This window comes from Rhodococcus sp. MS16 (genome assembly GCF_013277795.1).
Taxonomy (GTDB): Bacteria; Actinomycetota; Actinomycetes; order Mycobacteriales; family Mycobacteriaceae; genus Rhodococcus_F; species Rhodococcus_F globerula.
Genome location: NZ_VBTM01000004.1, coordinates 121,860 through 142,404 on the forward strand (window position 1 = coordinate 121,860; position 20,545 = coordinate 142,404).

A 20,545-nucleotide genomic window follows, 5' to 3' on the forward strand; every position below is an offset into this window, starting at 1 on the left:
GGTCATGACCACACCGATCGTGCTTCCGACCGAATCAGAAATGGCAGAAAGCGCCCGGCGCGTTCTGACCGGCATGACTGTGCTCCTCGGCCTCCTGACGCTCGGCCTCGGTATTGCGGTTCTCGTATGGCCGGACGCCACACTGTTTGTCGTCGCGGTAGTGATCGCCATCCAGCTGTTCGCGTTCGGCATCGTGCAGATCATCCGTTCCTTCGCCGACGTCACCGCGAGCGGCGGCACTCGCACGCTCGTCGCGATCTCGGGCGCGCTTGCAGTGCTCCTCGGATTCCTCGTCCTGCGCAGCCCGCTGCAGACCGTGGTGCTGATCGCCCTGGTGATCGGTGCCTGGTGGGTGTTCCGCGGTGTACTCGACATCATCGCCGCGGCGTCCGGTGGCACTGCGGATCGTGGCCTGTCGATCGTGCTCGGTGTCATCAGCATCGTGGCCGGCGCGGTTGTGCTGCTGCAGCCTGAGTTGTCCCTCGAGGTCTTCCGCATCGTCGTCGGTGTCTGGATGGTGCTGTACGGCATCGTCATCGTCATCACGCCGTTCGTCTTGCGCAAGCTCGCCCAGAACTGATTAGGGCTGCGCAAGCTCGCCCAGAACTGATCTGTCCGAGGTAGATGGCACACTTCCCGTCATGGGATATCCGGAAGATGCGCTCGCCCAGGACGAGGAACTGATCCTGCATCGGCATCCACACTGGAAGATGCTGGTGGTTCCAGCGCTCACGTTTGTCCTGGCGACGGCCGTGGCAGGGTTTTTGCTCGGCGTGACACAGAAGCAGGTCGACGGGACAGCGCGTACCGTGCTGTCGATCGTGATCGGCGTCGTGTGGCTCGGCGTTATCGCCTGGCGATCGGTGGCGCCGTTCACCGTCTGGAAGTTCACGCATTTCATCGTCACCGATCGACGGGTCCTGATTCGGCAAGGTGTGTTGACCCACACCGGAATTGACATCCCGATGGGCCGGATCAGCAACGTCCAGTTCCGGCACGGCCCGGTCGACCGGCTTCTCAAGACCGGCACGCTCGTGATCGCGTCGGCCAGTGACGATCCGCTCGAATTCGACGACATCCCGGACGTGGAGCACGTGCATTCGCTGCTCTATCACCAGGTTTTCGATTCCACGCAGCAACAGCACGAGCGAAACCGCCCCGAGGATCAGGGCGAAGATGACGGAAACGCTTGGTAATCACCGCGCAAAGGCTCGCTGTCCGTACGCTGTCCCTGTGACTGCCGTATTGCTAGCCGAAGACGACGAGGCCATTGCCGCACCACTTGCCCGGGCATTGGGGCGGGAGGGGTACACGGTCACAGTGGAACAGACCGGTCCCGCCGCACTGCAGCAGGCGCTCGAAGGTGACTTCGATCTGCTGATCCTCGATTTGGGGCTGCCCGGTATGGACGGGCTAGAGGTGTGCCGACAGATTCGCGCTCATCGGACGACTCTGGCCGTGCTGATGCTGACCGCCCGTACCGACGAGGTCGATTTTGTCGTCGGTCTCGACGCCGGTGCCGACGATTACGTGGGCAAGCCCTTCCGGTTGGCCGAACTGATGGCCCGGGTGCGCGCGCTCCTGCGTCGACATGGCGGTCGGGAGGACAGCATCGTCGAGGTCGGTGGTATCCGCCTGGAACCGGCCGCCCGCCGCGTCCTGGTCAACGGATCTGAGATCGCCTTGGCGAACAAGGAATACGAACTTCTGCGGGTGCTCCTCGAACACGCTGGTGAAGTCGTCTCCCGCGACGCAATCCTGCGTGAGGTGTGGGGCGACGTCGAGCTACGCGGCTCGAAGACCTTGGACATGCACATGTCCTGGCTGCGCCGGAAGATCGGCGACGAGGGCCCTGCGGTCGAACGTCGAATTGCCACTGTGCGCGGCGTCGGCTTCCGCATCAACACGGACTAGTTCGCTCGATGCGTCGGCGCATTCTCCAGTCGATTCTCGGGGTCGTCATCCTCACCGCGTTGTTGCTGGGTGTTCCGCTCATCTATACGGCTTGGTTGTGGGTCGAAGACGTGAGCCGCAACGATTTGCGGGTGCGACTCGATCGCATGGCCACCGAGGTGATCGCCCAGGAAGGTTCTCTCGGCGTTGTCGACGGAGCCCTCAATACCGACGCACTCCGATTGCTCACCCCGAACGACGCTCGACTTGTTGTCGTGTACCCGACCCCGTCGGACGGGGCCGCTCGCGTCGACATCGGCGAAGCGGTAGTGAAAAATCCGCTGGTCGAGTCGTTGGCAATGGGATCGTCCGGGTCACTGCGCCTCGAAGTGCCGTCGGAGAGATTGCGCACGCAGCAGAAGCAGGCAGTTGGGGCGGTCGGAGTTTTGGTCCTTGTCGCGATCACCACCGGAGCCGTCGTCGCGGTGGTCACGGCACGTCGACTGGCCGGGCCCCTGCAGGACGTCGCCGAACGGGCGGCGCGGTTGGCAGAAGGTGATTTCCGGCCGGACCCACGACGCCACGACATTCCCGAACTCGACCGAGTGTCCGATGTCCTCGATGCGGCGACTGTCGAAATTGCCGGCCGACTGCAGCGTGAGCGAGCACTGGTCGCGGACGTCTCGCACCAACTGCGTAGCCGACTCACCGCGGTGCGGCTGCGTCTGGACGAGTTGTCGGTGCACAGCGACCCTGATGTCGTTCACGAAGCTGAAGAAGCCATGGCCCAGGTGGATCGGCTGACGGAGGGAATCGACGAGTTGGTGCGGTCCTCGCGCAGCAGCGGTTCCGCAGCGACAACAGTCTCCGTGGTCAGCGAACTCGAAGGCGTCTGCGGGGATTGGCGGCCGCAGTTCGAGGATGCCGGACGAGCGCTCCGCTTGACCGGCGACCGCGGCGTGACAGCGTCGACAACAGGCTCTCGCCTGCGCGAAGCCGTGTCCGTTCTGGTGGACAATGCTTTTGCCCACGGCGACGGAACCTGCACGGTATCCGTTCGATTGATCGACGGAGCTCCCAAGCGCGAAGCGATGGTCTGTATCGAGGTGACCGACGAAGGCGGCGGGGTCGACAACAACCTCGCTCCGCACATCTTCGATCGAGGCTTCTCCGGGGCCGGGTCGACCGGCGTCGGATTGGCGCTCGCGCGGGCATTGATCGAAGCGGACGGCGGTCGGCTCGAGCTACAACGTCGAACGCCGGCACTGTTTGCGGTGTTCCTGCCGGTGGCGTCCGAAAAGCCGGTCGACGTCGGCACGCTGCGTGAACCGCGGTGACGCGAAGCGCGAATATCGCTGACGGCGTCAGGCTTGGTCGAGCTCTTCTTCGGTGCGGTCATCGCTGACGATCTCGGCATTCTCTTCCGGGAACACGAATTTACGGAAGGACCAGAAGCGGAACACCATTTGCAGGAGATTGCCGATGATATAGGCGCTGATGAAGTCGGCGATATTCTCCGTCGTCAAGCTGACTTCGGGAACGCGCAGGTTGAAGACGTAACTCGAGATGTACAGCGGAATGAAGCTGATCACCACGCCGATCGCGCTGATGAAGAAGAACAGCGCTGCCTCGTGGGCAGGTTCGCGTCCGCCACGATTCTTGAACGACCACTCACGATTGAGGATGTACGACGCGATCACCGCGATAACGCCGGCGATGATCTTGGCGGTGATCGGCTTGGATTCGAGGATCGAGAGCTTGAGTGTGTAGAAGATGCCCGAGTCGATCAGGAAGGTGGTTCCGCCGACGATCGCGAACTTGATCAGCTCGCTGTGGCGCAGGGCAATGTCTCGGAACGGCTGGGGTATGCGGGCGATTACCCCGTCGACAAATGACACAACAGATGAGTTTACGAAAGAAAACCGCGCCGTCATGGTTTTGTTCGGAAATCATCAGCAGAATCACAGACAGGGTCGGCGCTACGAAGCGCCCGCCCCGGCGCATGTCTACATCCGGCGCATGACAACATAGATAGCCGTGACCGGCAATAACGACGCAGTTCAGTCCTCCCCCCGCCCGACCACCGCGCGACCGGCGAACAAGGCCATGCCTGTCGTCACCATGATCGGTGGTGGACAGCTCGCGCGCATGACTCACCAGGCAGCCGTTGCCCTCGGCCAGACGCTCCGGGTGCTGTCCGGAACGGCCGGTGAGCCGGCCGCACAGGTCAGCCCCGATGTTGTTCTCGGCAGCCACGACGACTTGGACGCGCTGCGCCGCGCCGCCGTCGGATCCACTGCGCTCACATTCGATCACGAGCAGGTTCCGACCGAACATCTCGAGGTGCTGGTGGCCGAGGGTGTCAACGTGCAGCCGCCGCCGCAGGCACTGATCTTCGCTCAGGACAAACTGCTGATGCGTCGTAAACTGGCAGAACTGGGCGCACCGGTGCCCGCGTACGCCGAGGTGACGTGGGCCGAGGACGTCGTACGTTTCGGCGCCGAGCACGGCTGGCCGGTTGTCATCAAGGCAACGCGCGGTGGATACGACGGCCGTGGTGTGTGGATCACCGACGACTCCGACGAAGCCGAGGCGATCGTCACCGAGCAGTTGGACAAGGGTGTTCCGCTGATCGTCGAGGAAATGGTGTCGATGCGCCGGGAACTGTCGGCGATGGTGGCGCGGTCACCGTTCGGTCAGGGTGCGTCGTGGCCTGTCGTGGAGACCGTGCAGCGACACGGCCAGTGTGCCGTTGTCATCGCGCCGGCTCCTGATCTGCCCGGTGCCGTTGCAGCAGAAGCGGAACAGCTTGCGTTGCGGATCGCGTCGGAACTCGGGGTTGTCGGTGCGATGGCCATGGAACTGTTCGAGACGACCGACGGCCGTCTTGTAGTCAACGAATTGGCGATGCGCCCGCACAACTCGGGTCACTGGACCATGGACGGTGCCCGGACGTCGCAGTTCGAGCAGCACTTGCGCGCCGTTCTCGACTACCCGCTCGGCGATACGTCGCCGATTGCTCCGGTCACGGTGATGGCCAATGTTCTCGGTGCTCCCGACGCTCCCGAGATGAGCATGGACGAGCGTGTCCACCACCTCTTCGCCCGGATGCCCGACGCCAAGATTCACCTGTACGGCAAGGGTGAGCGCAAGGACCGCAAGATCGGCCACGTGAACATCGTGGGCGGGGCAGGCTCGATCGACGACCCGAATTACGTTGCCGCAGTTCGGGAACGGGCTGAGCGGGCAGCGCACTGGCTTTCGTATGCAGTATGGACCGACGGATGGGATGTACACGGTGAGTGAGAGCATGAGCGCACAGGTCGGCCTGATCATGGGCAGCGACTCCGATTGGCCGACGATGGAAGCCGCAGCCGAAGCGCTCGCAGAGTTCGGAATTCGCTTCGAGGTCGGTGTGGTCTCGGCGCACCGCACCCCTCAGCGCATGCTCGACTACGCGAAGGACGCTGCCGGCCGCGGCATCAAGGTCATCATCGCCGGCGCAGGCGGAGCGGCGCACCTGCCCGGGATGGTCGCCTCGGCAACGCCGTTGCCGGTCATCGGTGTACCGGTTCCGCTCAAGTACCTCGACGGTATGGACTCGTTGCTGTCCATCGTCCAGATGCCTGCCGGTGTTCCGGTCGCGACGGTGTCGATCGGTGGAGCCCGCAACGCCGGTCTGCTCGCCGCCCGCATCCTCGGTGCCTCGGATCCCGCGCTGCAGGCAGCCATGGTGGTATTCCAGGAAAGCCTCGAGACCATGGTGCTCGAGAAGGACAAGGCGCTGCGCGAAAAGCTGCTGGGCTGAGAAGCTGCGTAGCTGAGATTTTTCATGCGTGAACGACGCGGCCTGCCGCTGACCCTGATTCGAGCTAGTCGGGGCAGCGCGCAGGCCGCATTCGTGACGCAGGTGGCGTTGCTCTATGCCCGAGTGCTGGGCGCGCGCATCACCTTCGACGACGAGTTCGGAATTTTTGTCGCCTCCGGGATGCGGCGCGGATTTGCCCGCGGCGGAACAACTCTCGGTGGTGTGTATCTGACCCGCCGGAACATTACTCGGGCAGTGCTGCGTCACGAGGCGATTCATGCCGACCAATGGGCCAGGCACGGACTGGCATTCGGGCCGAAGTACCTGCGCGAGGAACTGCGCCACCCGGGCGTGCGAAACAAGTTCGAGATCGAAGCCGGGCTGGCAGACGGCGGATACCGCGTCTGAGTAGCGCTACTGTGGGCGGCATGGCCCGTTTTCCGACTAGTGAACGATTTGTGCGCTGGACTACGGAACACGCGCGCGGCATCGACATCACCCTGGCTTGCGCGGTCGCCTTGCTGAGCCTGGTCACCGCCGCCACAGCCGGAGTCTGGGCTGTGATCGTCTCGCTCGGCATGAGCGTCCCGTTGGCGTGGCGACGGTCCCGCCCCGAGCTGTCCGGCATGCTGATTGCCGGCTTCGCGGTACTGCACGTTCTTGTCATCGGAAACACTCTGCTCGGCTGCGCGATAGCCGTTCCGATCTCGCTGTACGCCCTCGCCGCATACGGCGCGCGGTGGAGTAGTTTCACCGGACTGGGGATCGCCTTACTCGGGTCGATCGCGGCGGAGTTCCGATACTTCGGCTACGACGGCATTTCGTTCTCCGCGCAAGTGTTTCAAGCGGTGGGCCTGATGATCTTCATGCTTGCGGTCTGGGCATTCGGAGACTTGCGGCGCGTGCGAACCAAACAACTCGAAGGTCTGACCGAACGCGCGCGACTGCTCGAACTCGAGCGAGCGCAGGAAGCCGAGATCGCCACTATCAGTGAGCGTTCGCGGATCGCCCGTGAGATGCACGACATCGTTGCCCACTCGCTCACCGTGGTGATTGCCCAGGCGGACGGCGGTCGATACAGCGCGGCCAAGGATCCGCAGGCAGCGGTTCAGGCGTTGGAAACCATCGCGTCGACGGGGCGGGCGGCATTGACCGACATGCGTGCGCTTCTCTCGGTGCTCCGCGAAGATCGCCCGCGAGATTTTGCGGTGATTCCCGGCGCCGGCGATATCGACGCTCTGCTGGGGGACCTGCGCCGCAGTGGACTTGATGTCACCGCGTCCGTGGCCGGAGAACCACGCGATCTGTCAGCCGGTGCCGGTCTGACCGCGTATCGCATCGTGCAGGAATCGCTGACCAACGTACTGAAGCACGCCGGACCCGGTGCCCACGCGGGCGTCGAGATCACCTGGACCGATACCGAACTCGTACTTCGCATCGCCGACGACGGACGCGGTGGTAGTGCTGCGCTTGTCGAATCCTCACCCGGTGGACAAGGCTTGATCGGGATGTCGGAACGCGCGCGGCTGCACGGCGGGACGATTACCGCCGGCCCCCAGGCAGGCGGCGGATACGCCGTGCATGCGGTGTTGCCGTACGAGAGGGCCTAGGGTGTCATCCATGGACAACCCGGTGACTCCGATTGCAGTGGCTCTGGTCGACGATCAGCAATTGGTTCGAGCGGGTTTCCGGATGGTGATCGACTCACAACCCGACCTCGAAGTGGTGGTCGAGGCGTCCGACGGGCAGCAGGGCCTGAACCAGCTGGCAACTCGTCGGGTGGATGTCGTGCTCATGGACGTCCAGATGCCGAACATGGACGGGATCGAAGCAACGCGGCGGTTGCTGACTACGGCGGATGCCCCAAAGGTTGTGGTGCTCACCACATTCGACAACGACGAGTACGTGATGTCGGCCATCAGGGCAGGTGCCAGCGGATTCCTGCTCAAGGACGTGCCGCCGGAGCAGTTGCTCGACGCCATTCGCACGGTGCACCGCGGCGACGCCGTCATCGAGGCGCGGGCAACGCGGCGTCTGCTCCAGCATGTCGGGCCACTCCTCGAAGGCTCAGCCCCCGAGGCGGCGTTACCCGGCGATCTCACACCCCGGGAGATCGAAGTTCTCGAGGCCATGGCGTACGGGCTGTCGAACTCGGAAATTGCCGCCAAGTTCCACGTTTCCGAAACGACCGTGAAAACTCATGTGGGACGGGTTCTTTCGAAAACCAAATCCCGCGATCGGGTGCAGGCAGTTGTCTTCGCGTTCCAGATCGGACTGGTGCGCCGTGCTGACCTGTTGAGTGCTGATACGTAAACTTGGTACTGCACGGCTTCGTACTGCTGAAGACTGATCCGGTGTCCTCCTGTGGGAGGATACCGGCGAGCCCGAAATCGGTCCGCGCTCCGACGCGCCAGCCCCCGGCGCTCCCATAGCGTCGTAGACATGAATCAGCATAGGAACAGCGCGCCTGCAATCACGGCGCGCGGTGTCACCAAGGTCTACGGCACCGGCGACACCGCTGTCCACGCATTGGGCGGCATCGACGTGGATTTCGGCCGCGGAATGTTCACGGCGATCATGGGTCCGTCCGGCTCCGGAAAATCGACGCTCATGCATTGCCTGGCCGGCCTCGACACGGTGACGGGTGGGCAGGTCTACCTCGGAGACACGGAGATCACCAAGCTCGGCGACACCGAGCTCACCGAATTGCGCCGCGAGCGAATCGGTTTCGTATTTCAGGCCTTCAACTTGCTGCCGGTGCTGACGGCCCGCGCAAATATGGTGCTTCCGATGAAGTTGGCCGGCAGTGAACCCGAACCGGCGTGGATGGACCAAGTGGTCAAAACCCTCGGCCTGTCCCAGCGACTCGACCACCTTCCGCACGAGCTGTCCGGCGGGCAGCAGCAGCGCGTTGCGGTGGCACGCGCATTGTTGCCACAACCGGACGTCATTTTTGCCGACGAGCCCACCGGCAATCTGGATTCACGTTCCGGTACAGAGGTTCTCGGTTTGCTCCGCACCGCCGTTCGGGAGAGTGGTCAGACCGTGGTCATGGTCACTCATGATCCGGTTGCGGCGTCGTACGCCGACCGAGTGGTGCTGATTGCGGACGGTCGTACGGCCGGGGAGATCTCCGGCCCCACCGTTGATTCGGTGATGGCCGCGATGCGCGGACTCGGGGCAGACGATCTGGGTAACGCCGGCTCGAGCAACGCCCCGCAACCGATCGGTGTCTACCGATGAGGGCACTGGCTTTTGCTCAGGCCCGGGCACATGCGGGCCGGTACGTCGCGTCGATCCTTGCCGTGGTGATCGCCGTCGGGTACATCGTCGCGACGTTGACGTTGAGTTCGACGGTGACCGCCAGCGTGCGGACATCGCTTGCTGCGCAATATAATACGACGGATGCGGTTGCGTCGGGTCCGGATGTGAACCTCGGGGCCTTGCGCAGCGTGCCGGGTGTGTCGGCAGTGGCCGAGGACGTCGCGGGATACGTCCGGGTCGATTCCGCGGAGCAAGGCGTGTCTTACGGCGATGTGCTGTCGGTTTCCGACAGCCCGCAGCTGCGTTGGCAGAGTCTCGCCCAAGGAGAGTGGCCGACCTCGCCGGGACAGGTTCTCGTGAGCGCTGATTCAGGGATTCCCCTCGGGGCCGAGATCATCGTGACTGCGGCGAATTCGGGGGAGAGCGCTGCAGATCCGAGTGCTCGGGTTGTCGGGTTTGTCGATCTGAGTGGGTCGGCGCAACGACTCGGCGGCACCAAAGTGTTTGCCACACCGGAGCAGGCTGCGACGTGGGCGGGTGACTCCGCCACCCGTGAGTTCCGCATCGTCGGTGACGGTTCGGTGACGCCTGACCAACTTGTGGAGCGGGTGGCGCACGCGCTGCCGGCGGACTCGACCGTTGTCAGTGCGGAATCCGCCACCGACGCCGCGGCAGCCGAGTACCTCGGCGGCACGGACATTCTCAGCACCGTGCTGCTGGCCTTCGGCGCGGTTGCGGTAGTGGTTGCGGCACTGGTCATCGCCAACACGTTTGCGGTCCTGCTGGCGGCCCGAACGCAGGAGCTCGCGTTGCTGCGGTGTGTGGGTGCGACCGCCACACAGGTTCGTCGCAGCATTCGGACCGAGGCTGCCGCAGTTGGTGTGATCGCATCGATCCTCGGAGTGGGACTGGGCATCGGATTGGCGGCCACGATCGGTGCGGTGGCCACTGCTGCGGACGTACCGGTACCGCTGTCGACTCTGACCGTCACACCGGTGACCCTGTTGGTCGGACTGGTGGTCGGCATCGTGATGACGATGGTTGCAGCGTCGGCACCCGGCCGTGCGGCAACCCGGTTGTCGCCCTTGGCGGCCCTGGTACCGATGGAGTCGAAGCCCGAACACGTGGCAGCCTCGGTGATTCGGGTTGCCTTCGGCATCGTTGCACTACTCGGCGGTATCGCGGCGACAGTAATGGGTGTGATCGGGCAGCAGGTGATGGTGGCAACAGTCGGCGGCTTGCTCTCGTTTGTCGGCATCGCGGCCCTGGCAGGTCGGATCGTGCCTGCGTTGATCACAGCGGCCGGTGGTGTCCTCGGGCGGATGATCGGCTCGGTGGGCGAACTCGCAGCGGGCAACGCCGGCCGGAATCCGCGTCGAACCTCTGCGACAGCACTGGCTTTGCTGATCGGAGTGGCATTGACGAGCACCATGGCGGTGGGTATCGCCACGGTGAAAGACGCTGCGCCGGTGGCGATGGACAACCAGTTTCCGGTAGATGTCATGGTGAGCAGTTCCGGATCCGCGTCACTGCCGGAGGCTCTGGGTACCGACATCGGCGCGATAGCAGGAGTCCGTGCCGTCAGCGGCCTGGTAAATGCAGATCTGATGCTCGACGGGCACGGGTCTCTGCAGGGGTACGGGGTGGACGCGGCGCAGGTGAAAGACGTTCTGCGTACCGATATTTCAGTTCCGGCTCCCGGCCAACTCGTGCTATCGCCAGCCGACCTGACCGACTACGGACTTGGTGCCGGTGATACCGTCACGCTGCGCGGAGATCGTGGACCATTCACCGTGAGTGTGATCGAGGGTGTGAAAGGGCAACCCGCACTGGTGGATCGAGCAGACCTAGCGGCGGCGTCCACCCCGACCATCGACGGTTACTGGGTCAGACTGGGCACCTCCACCGACGAAGAGGCGCTCGCCGTCACCGACCGCATTACCGAACTCGCGCGGCAGATCGCGCCGGGTAGCGACGTTCAAGGTATGACAGAGATGCGTTCGGCGATCGATTCGATCCTCGACACCATGCTGATGGTGGTTGCGGGCCTGCTGTCGGGTGCCATCCTGATCGCGCTGATCGGCGTCGGGAACACCCTGGCGCTCTCCGTTCTCGAGCGGCGCCGCGAATCCGGACTGCTGCGCGCACTCGGACTGACCAGGAAGGGAATTCGAGCGATGCTGATCTGGGAAGCGCTGTTGGTCGCGGGAGTCGCGTCGGTGATCGGTGTTGTATTCGGTCTGGTGTTCGGAGTCGCGGGAACGGCGTCTGTTTTCGGGCTTGGCGACGTGTCGCTCGGCGCCGTGCCCTGGGCGCAGTTGGTGGCCATCACCTTGATCGGCGGCGTGGCCGGAGTGATCGCCTCACTCCTGCCTGCCCGCCGAGCCGGGATGGTCTCACCCGTCAGCGCACTGTCGAGTTGAGCCTGCCTGGTCAAGTGCGGTCAGAACTGCTTCGTGACCTTCTCGGTGCCCACTCGGCGCGCGGTAGCATCCGCGTCCGGGTGGGCTACCTGCACGAGCGACGCGCCGGCGGCCAGCACCGACAGCAGTCCGCCGATCAGTTCTTCAGCCGAATCCCACGACGCGCTGGACATCACACGATCCGACGACGCGAGTTCGCGGGCGGCGGCGGATTCCGTTGCCGCGCGCACGGTTTCCGCAACCGATCGGCCTTCCAGGGCCGCTCCGGCGCCCGCGGCGCGGAACTGATCGCCATGCACTCGGATGGACGTCGCGTAGTCGGCAACCCCGATCGGCAGATCGCTCAGGCCCTTGCCGAATGCGTCGAGGGACAGCGCCGCGACCTCAGGGACGTCGGCGACGTCATCGAGTCGATCCGCCGTCACGAAAGCAAGTTCGGCGTCGGACTCGGGGGAGAGGACAACCTCGCACCCGGCCCACCACACACCGAGTAGGACGGCAACGCTCTGCCAGTGGGCCGGCAGCAGCACCGCAACTTTTGCTCCCGGCTCGAGAGCAAACTCGTCGCGCACCATGTTTGCGGTCTTGGCAGCCCAATTCATCAGGGTGCTTGCCGACAACTCGATGCGCTCGCCGCTCGCATCGTCGTAGTACGTGACCCGTGGTCCGGCAGGGTCGGCCGCGAGGATCGGTCCGAGGAGTGCGTCGGTCAGATTGTCGGCAGATGAAGGCATCCGCTCAGTTTACGCAGAGTATTAATTCACACAGCGGGGTCCGCTGGATGCGGCGTCGATCGGCGGTCCGGCGGGAGCGGGAGTCGGACTGGTCTCGGTTGTGCTCGCCGAGTCCGGTGTCCCGGAAGCTGAAGTCGAGCCGGAATCCGTTGGTGACACGGAATCGGCGGACGTCGGACCGGAGTAGTCCGAGGCGAGAACAACCCGAACGGTGTTCGAGGGCAACGACGAATCCGCTTTTACGGTCAAGCCGCCCAATGCGTCGGCGACGGCAAGGGCTGCGTCGTCGTCCTTGGACTTCGCAAAGACCGTTGACTCGGATACGTCTGCACCGGTGTTGTTTCCGACTTCGCCTTCCCGGTAGCCGAGTGCGCTCAGTGCTTCGGAGACTCCGCTCGCGAGTCCGCCGATATCGCTGGCGTTAGCTACGTCGACGGTGAATTTCGAGGCATCGACGGTAGGCGCCGCCGAGGTGGTTTCTTCTTCCTCGACCTCTGCGCCGACGAGGTTCGCGATGTACTTCTTCACCTCTTTCGGATCGACCTTGACGATCGACTCGCCGTAGTCGGTCATACCGTTGATATCGAGCACCGGGATGGTTTCGAACTGAACCTTGCCGCCCGCCAAATTTTGCAGTTGCTTCGCGAATTCGATGATGTCCCAGTCGTCGTCGATCACCACCGAGCGTGACACGGCGTTGGTCAACGAACTGAGCTTGCCGGGATCGCTGAGTGTTTTTGCGCTGAGGACCTGGCTGACAAGGGAAGCCATGAACACTTGCTGACGCACGATGCGGTCGAGGTCGCCGCGGGGAAGATCGTGACGTTGCCGGACAAAGCTGAGGGCGTTCGATCCGTCGAGAGTCTGTTGGCCGGCCGGAAAATTGGCGCCGGAGAGAGGCTCGTTCACGGCCGCGTTGAGGCATACGTCGACGCCGCCCACAGCATTGGTGAGCAGAACGAATCCGAGTAGACCGACCTCGGCGTAGTGGTCGACGGTGATTCCGGTCAGGTTCGCGACGGATTCGATGAGTGCTTCGCGGCCCGCTTCAGTGGATTTGCGGTCCGACTCCGATTCGCTTGCTCCGTTGTTGACCAGCCGCAGACGCTCGGTCTCCTTGGTTGCTCCGAAGGCTCCGTTGATCTTCGACATGCCGATGCCGGGAACATTGACGTACGCGTCGCGGGGAATGGAGATCGCGGTGGCGGAACTGCCGTCGTTGGGAACGCGGATCAAGATGATCGTGTCGGTGTTGGACGCAACTTCCTCACCGGCCCGTAGCGAATCCAGCTCGCTTTGGCTCAGGGGATTTCCGTGCGCATCCGTTCGGCTGTCGGTTCCCACCATGAGGATGTCGATGGCGCCGTCCTTGCCGCCGCCCAAGCCGAGTCCGCTGGCGGTGGCCAGGGAATTGCGCAGTGAGTCCACTCCGCGCCAGGCAAAGCCGGTAACCAGTAACACCAGGACCGACACGACGGCGACGGCGATCCGGCCTGGGCTGGTCTTTGCTCGACTAGGCGCAGGCTGCGGACGCACGCGGCGTTGTGGTTGCTGGTGTGACACCCATCCAGGTTACTGGTCTACTCACGTCAGGTCGGGTACCTGGCGACGGCGTGCCAAACTGACGGGTATGACTAATATCCTGCTCACAGGGGCGCGCGGCCAGCTTGGAAGTCGTATCGAATCGCTTGCGCTCTCGGCGGGTCGAAGCGTTGTCGCTCTGGGTTCAGCACAGTTGGACATCACCGATCGTGGTGCGGTCGACAAAGCGCTGACGTCCGATGTTCTCTCACCCGAGACGGTGGTGATCAACTGCGCCGCGTACACGGCAGTGGATGCAGCGGAGTCGGATGAGGCGGCGGCCACGGCAGTGAACGAGACCGGGCCGAGCAACCTGGCATCGGCCTGCGCGCGGGCGGGTGCCCGATTGATCCACGTCTCCACCGACTACGTCTTTCCTGGTGACGCTCACAGCCCGTACGAGGTCGATTCGCCGACAGGGCCGTCGACGGTCTACGGCCGCACGAAGCTTGCGGGCGAGGAAGCCGTGCGCAAGTCCGGCGCTGATTCCGTGATCGTGCGCACCGCCTGGGTCTACTCGGGTGAGGCCGGTGATTTTGTCGGCACGATGCGCCGCCTCGAAGGTGAACGGGACTTTATCGACGTCGTCGACGATCAGATCGGTTCGCCCACGTACAGCGTCGATCTGGCGGCCGGTCTGTTGGAACTGGCGTCACGTCCGTTCACGGGCACTTCGACACTGCACGCGACCAACGACGGGCAGGCCAGTTGGTTCGATCTGGCGCGCGCGGTGTTCGAGGAGATCGGTGCCGATCCGAATCGGGTTCGCCCCTGCACCAGCGCCGCATTTGTCCGCCCGGCGCCGCGCCCCGCGTACTCGGTGTTGTCCGGTGACGCGTGGGCGGCCGCGGGCCTGAGCCCGTTGCGCCCGTGGCGTGAGGCGCTTCACGACGCAATCGCGTGAGCAAAGTTCAGATGGAGCGCTCCGGGCGGCTAGGCTGACCGGCGTGAGTCCCAAGCTGGCCGTGGTAACGGTGACGTACTCGCCCGGCGAGCATCTCGAGAACTTTTTGAGCACACTCGCCGAGGCGACGACAGAAAAACCCCAGGTCATCATGGCCGACAATGGGTCGACCGACGGAACTCCCGAGGCCGCCGACAGCAAGTACGAACACGTTCGTCTGCTCCGTACCGGTGGAAATATCGGGTACGGAGGCGCGATAAATCGGGCTGTCGCGGAGATCGATCCGGCTATCGAATTCATCGTGATTTCCAATCCGGACGTCCAATGGAGCCCCGGTTCACTCGACAAATTGGTGGCTGCGGCAAATCGGTGGCCAAGGGCCGGTGCGCTGGGGCCCAAGGTCCTCGAACCCGACGGCAGCGTGTATCCGTCGGCGCGATCCGTTCCCGACATCACTTCCGGTGCGGGACACGCAATTCTGGGCACGGTGTGGCCGAAGAATCCGTGGACGACTCGCTACCGCCAGGAGAACGAGGCGCTCACCGAGCGCGCGGTCGGCTGGTTGTCCGGTTCGTGCCTGCTCGTTCGCCGCGATGCCTTCGACGCCATCTCCGGGTTCGACTCCCGTTACTTCATGTACATGGAGGACGTCGATTTCGGTGATCGCCTCGGAAAAGCGGGTTGGCTCAACGTGTTTGTGCCCTCTGCGGAGGTAACTCACGCGAAAGGGCATGCGGCAGGGCGTCATCCGGAGTTGATGCTGCCGGCACACCACCGCAGTGCCTACCGTTTCCAAGCCGATCGCCATCCACAGTGGTGGCAGGCCCCGCTGCGTCTGGCACTGCGCGGCGGCCTGGCGCTTCGTTCCAAGATTGCCGTCGCATCCGCAGTGCGCGCTCGCACAGATCACCCGACCGATGACACTTCAGTTTCGAATCCCAGGGGACAACAACGATGACCGAACCTACTCCGACCGACGCGGTAATCCTGGTAGGCGGCAAGGGCACTCGCCTGCGTCCGCTGACCTTGTCGGCTCCCAAGCCGATGTTGCCGACGGCCGGTCTGCCGTTCCTGACGCACCTGCTCGCGCGGATCGAAGCTGCGGGCATCAAGCACGTCGTACTCGGTACGTCGTTCAAGGCAGAGGTGTTCGAGGACTATTTCGGTGACGGGTCGAAGATGGGCCTCGAGATCGACTACGTGTTCGAGAACGAACCGCTCGGAACCGGCGGTGGTATCCGCAACGTTCTTCCGAAACTTCGCGGTGACAACATCATGGTGTTCAACGGCGACGTACTCGGCGGCACCGATCTGAATGCGATCCTCGACACACACACGAAAACGGACGCGGACGTCACGCTGCACCTCGTACGAGTCGGCGATCCGCGAGCGTTCGGCTGTGTACCCACCGACGAAGACGGTCGGGTGTCCGCGTTCCTGGAGAAGACCCAGGATCCGCCGACCGATCAGATCAACGCCGGTTGTTACGTCTTCAAGCGCGAGATCATCGAGCAGATCCCCGAGGGTCGCCCGGTGTCGGTCGAGCGCGAGGTGTTCCCGAACCTGCTGGCGGAGGGCAAGCGCGTCTTCGGTCACGTCGACACGTCGTACTGGCGTGACATGGGCACTCCGGAGGACTTCGTGCGCGGTTCAGCCGACCTGGTTCGCGGTATCGCGCCGTCACCCGCACTCGAGGGCCCGCGCGGCGAGTCCCTGGTGCATCCCGGTGCCGGTGTGGCTCCCGGAGCTGTGTTGATCGGCGGCACGGTTGTCGGACGCGGCGCAGAAGTGGGCGCAGGCGCCCGCCTCGACGGCGCAATCCTGTTCGACGGCGCCGTGGTGGAAGCCGGGGCAGTTGTCGAGCGATCGATCCTCGGATTCGGGGTTCGGGTGGGACCCCGCGCGCTCGTCCGTGACGCGGTGATCGGTGACGGTGCCGATATCGGCGCTCGCTGCGAATTGCTCCGCGGCGCTCGGGTGTGGCCCGGTGTGACGCTGCCCGACGGCGGCGTGCGTTTCAGCACAGATGTGTGATTGTTGAGCTTCGCAACTGGAATAATGGCCGGATGACTTCATTTCCGAGCCGCTACGTCGCCCTCGGTGATTCGTTCACCGAGGGCGTCGGCGACACAGACGACAGATTCCCCAACGGGCTACGAGGTTGGTCCGAACGCGTCGCGGAGCAGTTGGCAATCGGCAACCCGGATTTCCGATACGCCAATCTGGCGATTCGTGGTCGACTACTCGGTCCGATCGTCGACGAGCAGCTGGGGCCCGCGCTGGCGCTGAAGCCGGACCTCGTGACGATCTACGCCGGCGGCAACGACATGATGCGCCCGAAGCTGGACCTCGATGCCGTAGTCGCTCGCTACGACACCGCGATTGCCGCGCTCACCGAATCCGGTGCTCGCGTAGTGATGTTCACCGCCTACGACACCGGATGGTCGGCGTTCTTCGGCAAACTCCGTGGCCGGATGGCCATTTACAACGAATTGGTGCGCGAAGTCGCCGATCGACACGGCGCGACCATCGTCGACTTCTGGCGGTTCGCCGAATATCAGGATCTGCGGATGTGGGACTTCGACCGCCTGCACATGTCACCTGCCGGGCATCAGAACATGGCCGCTCACGTGCTCGACGCCATCGGTGTGGACCACACTCTCACCGCGCCGGATCTCGGTCCCGTGCCGGCGCAGTCGAAGATCGAGGCCAGGCGCGAAGACCGTCAATGGACCCGAGAGTTCCTGGTGCCGTGGCTGGCTCGGCGCGTCAAGGGCGTCTCCTCGGGTGACGGAGTCAGCGCCAAGCGGCCCGAGTTGGCCCCCGCTTTTCAAGCCTGAAGGTTCAGGCCTGAAGGCGCAGTCTCGCCAGCGAGACCATGTGGTTGACGCTCTCGTGTTCGGCATTGGCTGGGAGGGAATCGACGGGCCACCACTGCAGGTCCGTCGACTCCTCGCTGCGCACGATCGGTGAGTTGTCCGGTGCCACAACAAGAAACCTCAGGTCGAGGTGCCGGGTCGGGACGCCGAGTGAACACGTGATGGGGTGCGTGTGTGCGGAAAGAAGTGCGGGGTCGATGCGCAGATCGTGAATTCCCGATTCCTCGCGAGCTTCCCGCAAGGCGGAATCGATCACAGTGTCATCAGTCGGTTCGCAGTGTCCGCCGAGCTGAATCCACTTCCCGACACGCGGATGCAGAGTGAGCAGGACGTGATTCAGGCTTTCGTCGACAACGAGCGACGACGCGGTGATGTGCCCCGGCACATGACGACGAAGGCATCCGTCTGGTGCGGAGTCGAGAAAAGCCAACATGGTGTGACGGAGGGACTCGTCGTGCGCTGACGGCGTAGGCCATTGTTCCAGAACACCTTTGGCGGACCTGTGCAGAGTCTCTGCGCTCACCTACATCTCCACCAATGCGTCACCGGCTGCGGGAGCCGTACGGGGAGTGAGCGGTTCGAGGGGGTGACCGACAGCGACGGCGCCGAGCGGTTGCCAATCGGCGGGCACGCCCAGATGTTCGCGCACCGTGTCGGCGGCAAAGATCGTCGAACCGATCCAGCAGCTCCCGATCTCACGGGTCGCGAGCGCAACCAGCAAGCCCTGCACCGCCGCTCCCGCCGCCACGGTGAACATCGTGGACTCCGCAGCGGTGCGGCGCTCGTCCGGGTAGCTGTGCGCGCCGTCGGGGACGCAGAACGGGATGACAACTTCAGGGGCGTCGAACAGGATGTTGCCACGCGCGACGCGGGCCTGCGCGGATTCCTCGGTGCGTCCGTCGGCGCGGAGATCGGTGAGCCACTTCTCGCGTAGTGCTTCCAACAGTTGCTTGCGAATAGTGTTGGTGCGCAACCAGACAAAGCGAACGGGTCGGGTGTGGTGCGGCGCCGGCGCGGTCAACGCCTCGGCGATGGACAACCGAATCGCGTCGGCGTCAACAGGTTCCTCGCTGAACGCGCGAATCGAACGGCGCAGAAGCAACGACTGGCCGCGGCCCATCGCCGTGGCTTCGGCCGTGCCGAGCCAGAACAGATCGTCGGCACCGCGACGGATGAGATCCTGCGCTGTGGAACCGTTGTCCTGGAATCGCAAGCCGCGTACAACGGCAACCGGTACTCCGCCGAGCTTGCCCTTCACCAGATCGCCGGCAGCCGCGATTTCGTCGGCAACGGCGATCTCGGTCACGATCAGATCGTTACCCTGGCTGTCCTGCGCTCCGAGGTAACCATGCAACACCGGGATTCCGGCGGCGCCGATCGCGGCGTCGGTCTGCCCGTTGCGCCACGCGCGGCCCATGGTGTCCGTCACCACGACGGCGACGGACTTACCGGCGGCATCGAGGAACCGAGCGCGCAGCGTGGCGGCACTCGCGTCGGGATCGACGGGAAGCAAAGCCAACTCGCCGCCGTCGACGTTGGAGCCGTCGATGCCGGATGCGGCCTGAACGATTCCGAGCTTGTTCTCCGTGATGAGGGTTCGGCCCTTACGCGCTACGACGCGTACGGCTTCCTGATCGACGAGTACACGCCGCGCGGCATCGCGCTCGTCGGGGTCGGTCGGGGACGAGACGACGCGGCCTTCGACCTTCGAGAACACTTTGCTCGTCACGACAAGGACGTCGCCGTCGCGGATCCACGGTGTTGCCTCGATGAGGGCAGCAGCCAAATCATCCCCCGGACGGAACTCCGGAAGACCGTGAACGGGAATCACTTCGATGGCTGCGCCGGGCGAGTGATCGCCGGGAGCCTGATCGGTCGTGTTTGTTGTCACAGCGACACTCCGGCGATATCGAATGCGGTGGCCACCATCTCGGCGGTGGCCGCGGGCGAGGACATGATCAGTGGGACGGCGCGCACATCCACACCGTCGACGTCGGCGGTGTCACCTTCGTCGATCAGCCAGCCGTCGAGGATGCCGTTGATCGACCGGGCGCCGTAATGGCGACCGATTGCTTCGGATGTCGTCTCGACGCCGATGACGTCGAGGCACTCGTCGGCCATTCCGCGCAACGGTTTTCCGCCGATCACGGGGGAGAGTCCGATCACTTTGGCTGCGGTGGTGCGGAGTGCACCACGAATGCCTGGCACCGCCAGAATCGCGCCGACACTGACAACCGGGTTGGACGGAGCGATCAGGACGACGTCCGCGTTCTCGATCGCCTCGAGCACTCCCGGGGCCGGCTTCGCCTGTTCGGCACCGACGTGAGCAAAGCTGTGGGTCGGGACGTGTGCGCGGTGACGTACCCACCACTCCTGGAAATGGATCGCTTTCTGCTCGCCGTCCTCCGGGTCGGTGATCACGACGTGCGTTTCGCTGCGGTCGTCACTGACGGGGATGAGGTCAACGCCGGGATTCCAACGATTGCACAACGCTTCGGTAACTGCGGAGAGCGGATAGCCCGTTCTGAGCATCTGGCTGCGGATCAGATGGGTGGCGATATCGCGGTCGCCGAGCCCGAACCAGTCCGGCTTTGCGCCGTACGCGGCGAGCTCTTCTTTTGCGTTCCAACTCTCGCCCTTGTGGCCCCATCCGCGCTCGGTGTCGATGCCGCCGCCGAGGGTGTACATGCAGGTATCGAGGTCGGGGCAGATACGCAGCCCGTGCATCCAGACGTCGTCGCCGACGTTGACCACGGCTGTGATCCGGTGTGGGCCTTGATATTTCTCGAGCGTTTCACCACCGGAGATGCCGAGTGCGTGTTGCACTCCTTGGAGGAAACGAGCTCCGCCGACGCCGCCAACCAATACAGTCACGTTCACTTGACAAAGACTAGGCGGTGCTCGGCTTGCCGTGTCCGCTGGGCGGTGTGTCAGATGCAAAACTCGGGCCGGAATACTAATGGATTCCTGTTCATTAGCTTGACCGCGACACGCTGGACGTGTGTAATCTCAAATGTGTCATTCCACCGATGTCGGCGAGTTTGCCTGCAGCGGGACCA

The 20,545-nt window shown here is 64.0% G+C and carries 21 protein-coding genes; 15 read left to right on the forward strand and 6 right to left on the reverse strand.

Annotated elements, in window-relative coordinates:
• Positions 1 to 4: 4 nt before the first annotated feature.
• The 4 genes from FEZ60_RS10045 (at position 5) to FEZ60_RS10060 (ending at position 3,230) form a co-directional block, all read left to right on the forward strand.
• Positions 5 to 580, forward strand: coding sequence for a DUF308 domain-containing protein (locus FEZ60_RS10045; protein ID WP_095886585.1), 576 nt, complete (start codon positions 5 to 7; stop codon positions 578 to 580).
• Positions 581 to 641: 61 nt separating this feature from the next.
• Entirely contained in the window at positions 642 to 1,196 is a 555-nt protein-coding gene (locus FEZ60_RS10050) for a PH domain-containing protein (RefSeq protein ID WP_172936048.1), read from the forward strand.
• 37 nt (positions 1,197 to 1,233) lie between these two features.
• Entirely contained in the window at positions 1,234 to 1,914 is a 681-nt protein-coding gene (locus FEZ60_RS10055) for a response regulator (RefSeq protein ID WP_172936049.1), read from the forward strand.
• Between the two features lie 8 nt (positions 1,915 to 1,922).
• Complete coding sequence (locus FEZ60_RS10060) at positions 1,923 to 3,230, forward strand: HAMP domain-containing sensor histidine kinase (protein ID WP_033231218.1); 1,308 nt, start codon at positions 1,923 to 1,925, stop codon at positions 3,228 to 3,230.
• Between the two features lie 27 nt (positions 3,231 to 3,257).
• Here the strand turns inward: FEZ60_RS10060 and FEZ60_RS10065 are convergent, their stop codons facing one another.
• On the reverse strand, positions 3,258 to 3,791 hold the full coding sequence (locus FEZ60_RS10065; protein WP_092801217.1) for a GtrA family protein: 534 nt from the start codon (positions 3,789 to 3,791) through the stop codon (positions 3,258 to 3,260).
• 139 nt (positions 3,792 to 3,930) lie between these two features.
• On the opposite strand from FEZ60_RS10065, the gene FEZ60_RS10070 reads away from it, so the two are divergent.
• The 7 genes from FEZ60_RS10070 to FEZ60_RS10100 all read left to right on the forward strand — a co-directional run bounded on the left by FEZ60_RS10070 (position 3,931) and on the right by FEZ60_RS10100 (position 11,388).
• On the forward strand, positions 3,931 to 5,199 hold the full coding sequence (locus FEZ60_RS10070; protein WP_172936050.1) for a 5-(carboxyamino)imidazole ribonucleotide synthase: 1,269 nt from the start codon (positions 3,931 to 3,933) through the stop codon (positions 5,197 to 5,199).
• Positions 5,183 to 5,701 carry a 5-(carboxyamino)imidazole ribonucleotide mutase gene (purE, locus tag FEZ60_RS10075; RefSeq protein WP_172936051.1) on the forward strand — a complete coding sequence of 173 codons (519 nt, stop codon included), beginning with the start codon at positions 5,183 to 5,185 and terminating at the stop codon, positions 5,699 to 5,701. Before FEZ60_RS10070 ends, purE begins: the two co-directional genes overlap by 17 nt.
• Before the next feature lie 24 nt (positions 5,702 to 5,725).
• Positions 5,726 to 6,109, forward strand: coding sequence for a hypothetical protein (locus FEZ60_RS10080; protein WP_033231215.1), 384 nt, complete (start codon positions 5,726 to 5,728; stop codon positions 6,107 to 6,109).
• A 20-nt stretch (positions 6,110 to 6,129) separates the two neighbouring features.
• The gene (locus FEZ60_RS10085; RefSeq protein ID WP_172936052.1) at positions 6,130 to 7,311 is read left to right on the forward strand and encodes a sensor histidine kinase; all 1,182 of its coding nucleotides are present in this window, start codon (positions 6,130 to 6,132) and stop codon (positions 7,309 to 7,311) included.
• 10 nt (positions 7,312 to 7,321) lie between these two features.
• Positions 7,322 to 8,014: a response regulator transcription factor gene (locus FEZ60_RS10090; protein WP_033231507.1), complete on the forward strand. Its 693-nt coding sequence runs from the start codon at positions 7,322 to 7,324 to the stop codon at positions 8,012 to 8,014.
• A 129-nt stretch (positions 8,015 to 8,143) separates the two neighbouring features.
• Positions 8,144 to 8,944 carry an ABC transporter ATP-binding protein gene (locus FEZ60_RS10095; RefSeq protein WP_045070610.1) on the forward strand — a complete coding sequence of 267 codons (801 nt, stop codon included), beginning with the start codon at positions 8,144 to 8,146 and terminating at the stop codon, positions 8,942 to 8,944.
• Entirely contained in the window at positions 8,941 to 11,388 is a 2,448-nt protein-coding gene (locus FEZ60_RS10100; RefSeq protein WP_172936053.1) for an ABC transporter permease, read from the forward strand. Before FEZ60_RS10095 ends, FEZ60_RS10100 begins: the two co-directional genes overlap by 4 nt.
• A 20-nt stretch (positions 11,389 to 11,408) precedes the next feature.
• On the opposite strand, the gene FEZ60_RS10105 is transcribed toward FEZ60_RS10100, so the two are convergent.
• Complete coding sequence (locus tag FEZ60_RS10105; RefSeq protein ID WP_172936054.1) at positions 11,409 to 12,122, reverse strand: TIGR03089 family protein; 714 nt, start codon at positions 12,120 to 12,122, stop codon at positions 11,409 to 11,411.
• A gap of 21 nt (positions 12,123 to 12,143) precedes the next feature.
• Positions 12,144 to 13,658, reverse strand: coding sequence for an LCP family protein (locus tag FEZ60_RS10110; RefSeq protein WP_045070602.1), 1,515 nt, complete (start codon positions 13,656 to 13,658; stop codon positions 12,144 to 12,146).
• Positions 13,659 to 13,752: 94 nt separating this feature from the next.
• Between FEZ60_RS10110 and rfbD the strand changes: the two genes are divergently transcribed.
• The 4 genes from rfbD to FEZ60_RS10130 are packed head-to-tail and all read left to right on the forward strand — an operon-like array spanning position 13,753 to position 17,447.
• Positions 13,753 to 14,607, forward strand: coding sequence for a dTDP-4-dehydrorhamnose reductase (gene rfbD, locus FEZ60_RS10115; RefSeq protein ID WP_033231212.1), 855 nt, complete (start codon positions 13,753 to 13,755; stop codon positions 14,605 to 14,607).
• Between the two features lie 43 nt (positions 14,608 to 14,650).
• Positions 14,651 to 15,565, forward strand: coding sequence for a glycosyltransferase family 2 protein (locus FEZ60_RS10120; RefSeq protein WP_092801201.1), 915 nt, complete (start codon positions 14,651 to 14,653; stop codon positions 15,563 to 15,565).
• Positions 15,562 to 16,641 carry an NDP-sugar synthase gene (locus FEZ60_RS10125; RefSeq protein ID WP_033231210.1) on the forward strand — a complete coding sequence of 360 codons (1,080 nt, stop codon included), beginning with the start codon at positions 15,562 to 15,564 and terminating at the stop codon, positions 16,639 to 16,641. Before FEZ60_RS10120 ends, FEZ60_RS10125 begins: the two co-directional genes overlap by 4 nt.
• A gap of 32 nt (positions 16,642 to 16,673) precedes the next feature.
• Positions 16,674 to 17,447 (forward strand): SGNH/GDSL hydrolase family protein, encoded by a 774-nt coding sequence (locus FEZ60_RS10130; RefSeq protein ID WP_116101573.1) that lies wholly within the window; start codon positions 16,674 to 16,676, stop codon positions 17,445 to 17,447.
• 4 nt (positions 17,448 to 17,451) lie between these two features.
• On the opposite strand, the gene FEZ60_RS10135 is transcribed toward FEZ60_RS10130, so the two are convergent.
• Genes FEZ60_RS10135 through cofD form a run of 3 tightly spaced genes read right to left on the reverse strand, consistent with a single transcriptional unit; the run spans position 17,452 to position 20,366 of the window.
• The gene (locus FEZ60_RS10135; RefSeq protein WP_172936055.1) at positions 17,452 to 18,009 is read right to left on the reverse strand and encodes an NUDIX domain-containing protein; all 558 of its coding nucleotides are present in this window, start codon (positions 18,007 to 18,009) and stop codon (positions 17,452 to 17,454) included.
• Positions 18,010 to 19,377, reverse strand: a complete 1,368-nt coding sequence (locus FEZ60_RS10140) for a coenzyme F420-0:L-glutamate ligase (protein WP_172936056.1) — start codon at positions 19,375 to 19,377, stop codon at positions 18,010 to 18,012.
• Entirely contained in the window at positions 19,374 to 20,366 is a 993-nt protein-coding gene (cofD, locus tag FEZ60_RS10145; protein ID WP_033231206.1) for a 2-phospho-L-lactate transferase, read from the reverse strand. The genes FEZ60_RS10140 and cofD overlap by 4 nt, the downstream gene beginning before the upstream one ends.
• Positions 20,367 to 20,545 lie beyond the last annotated feature (179 nt).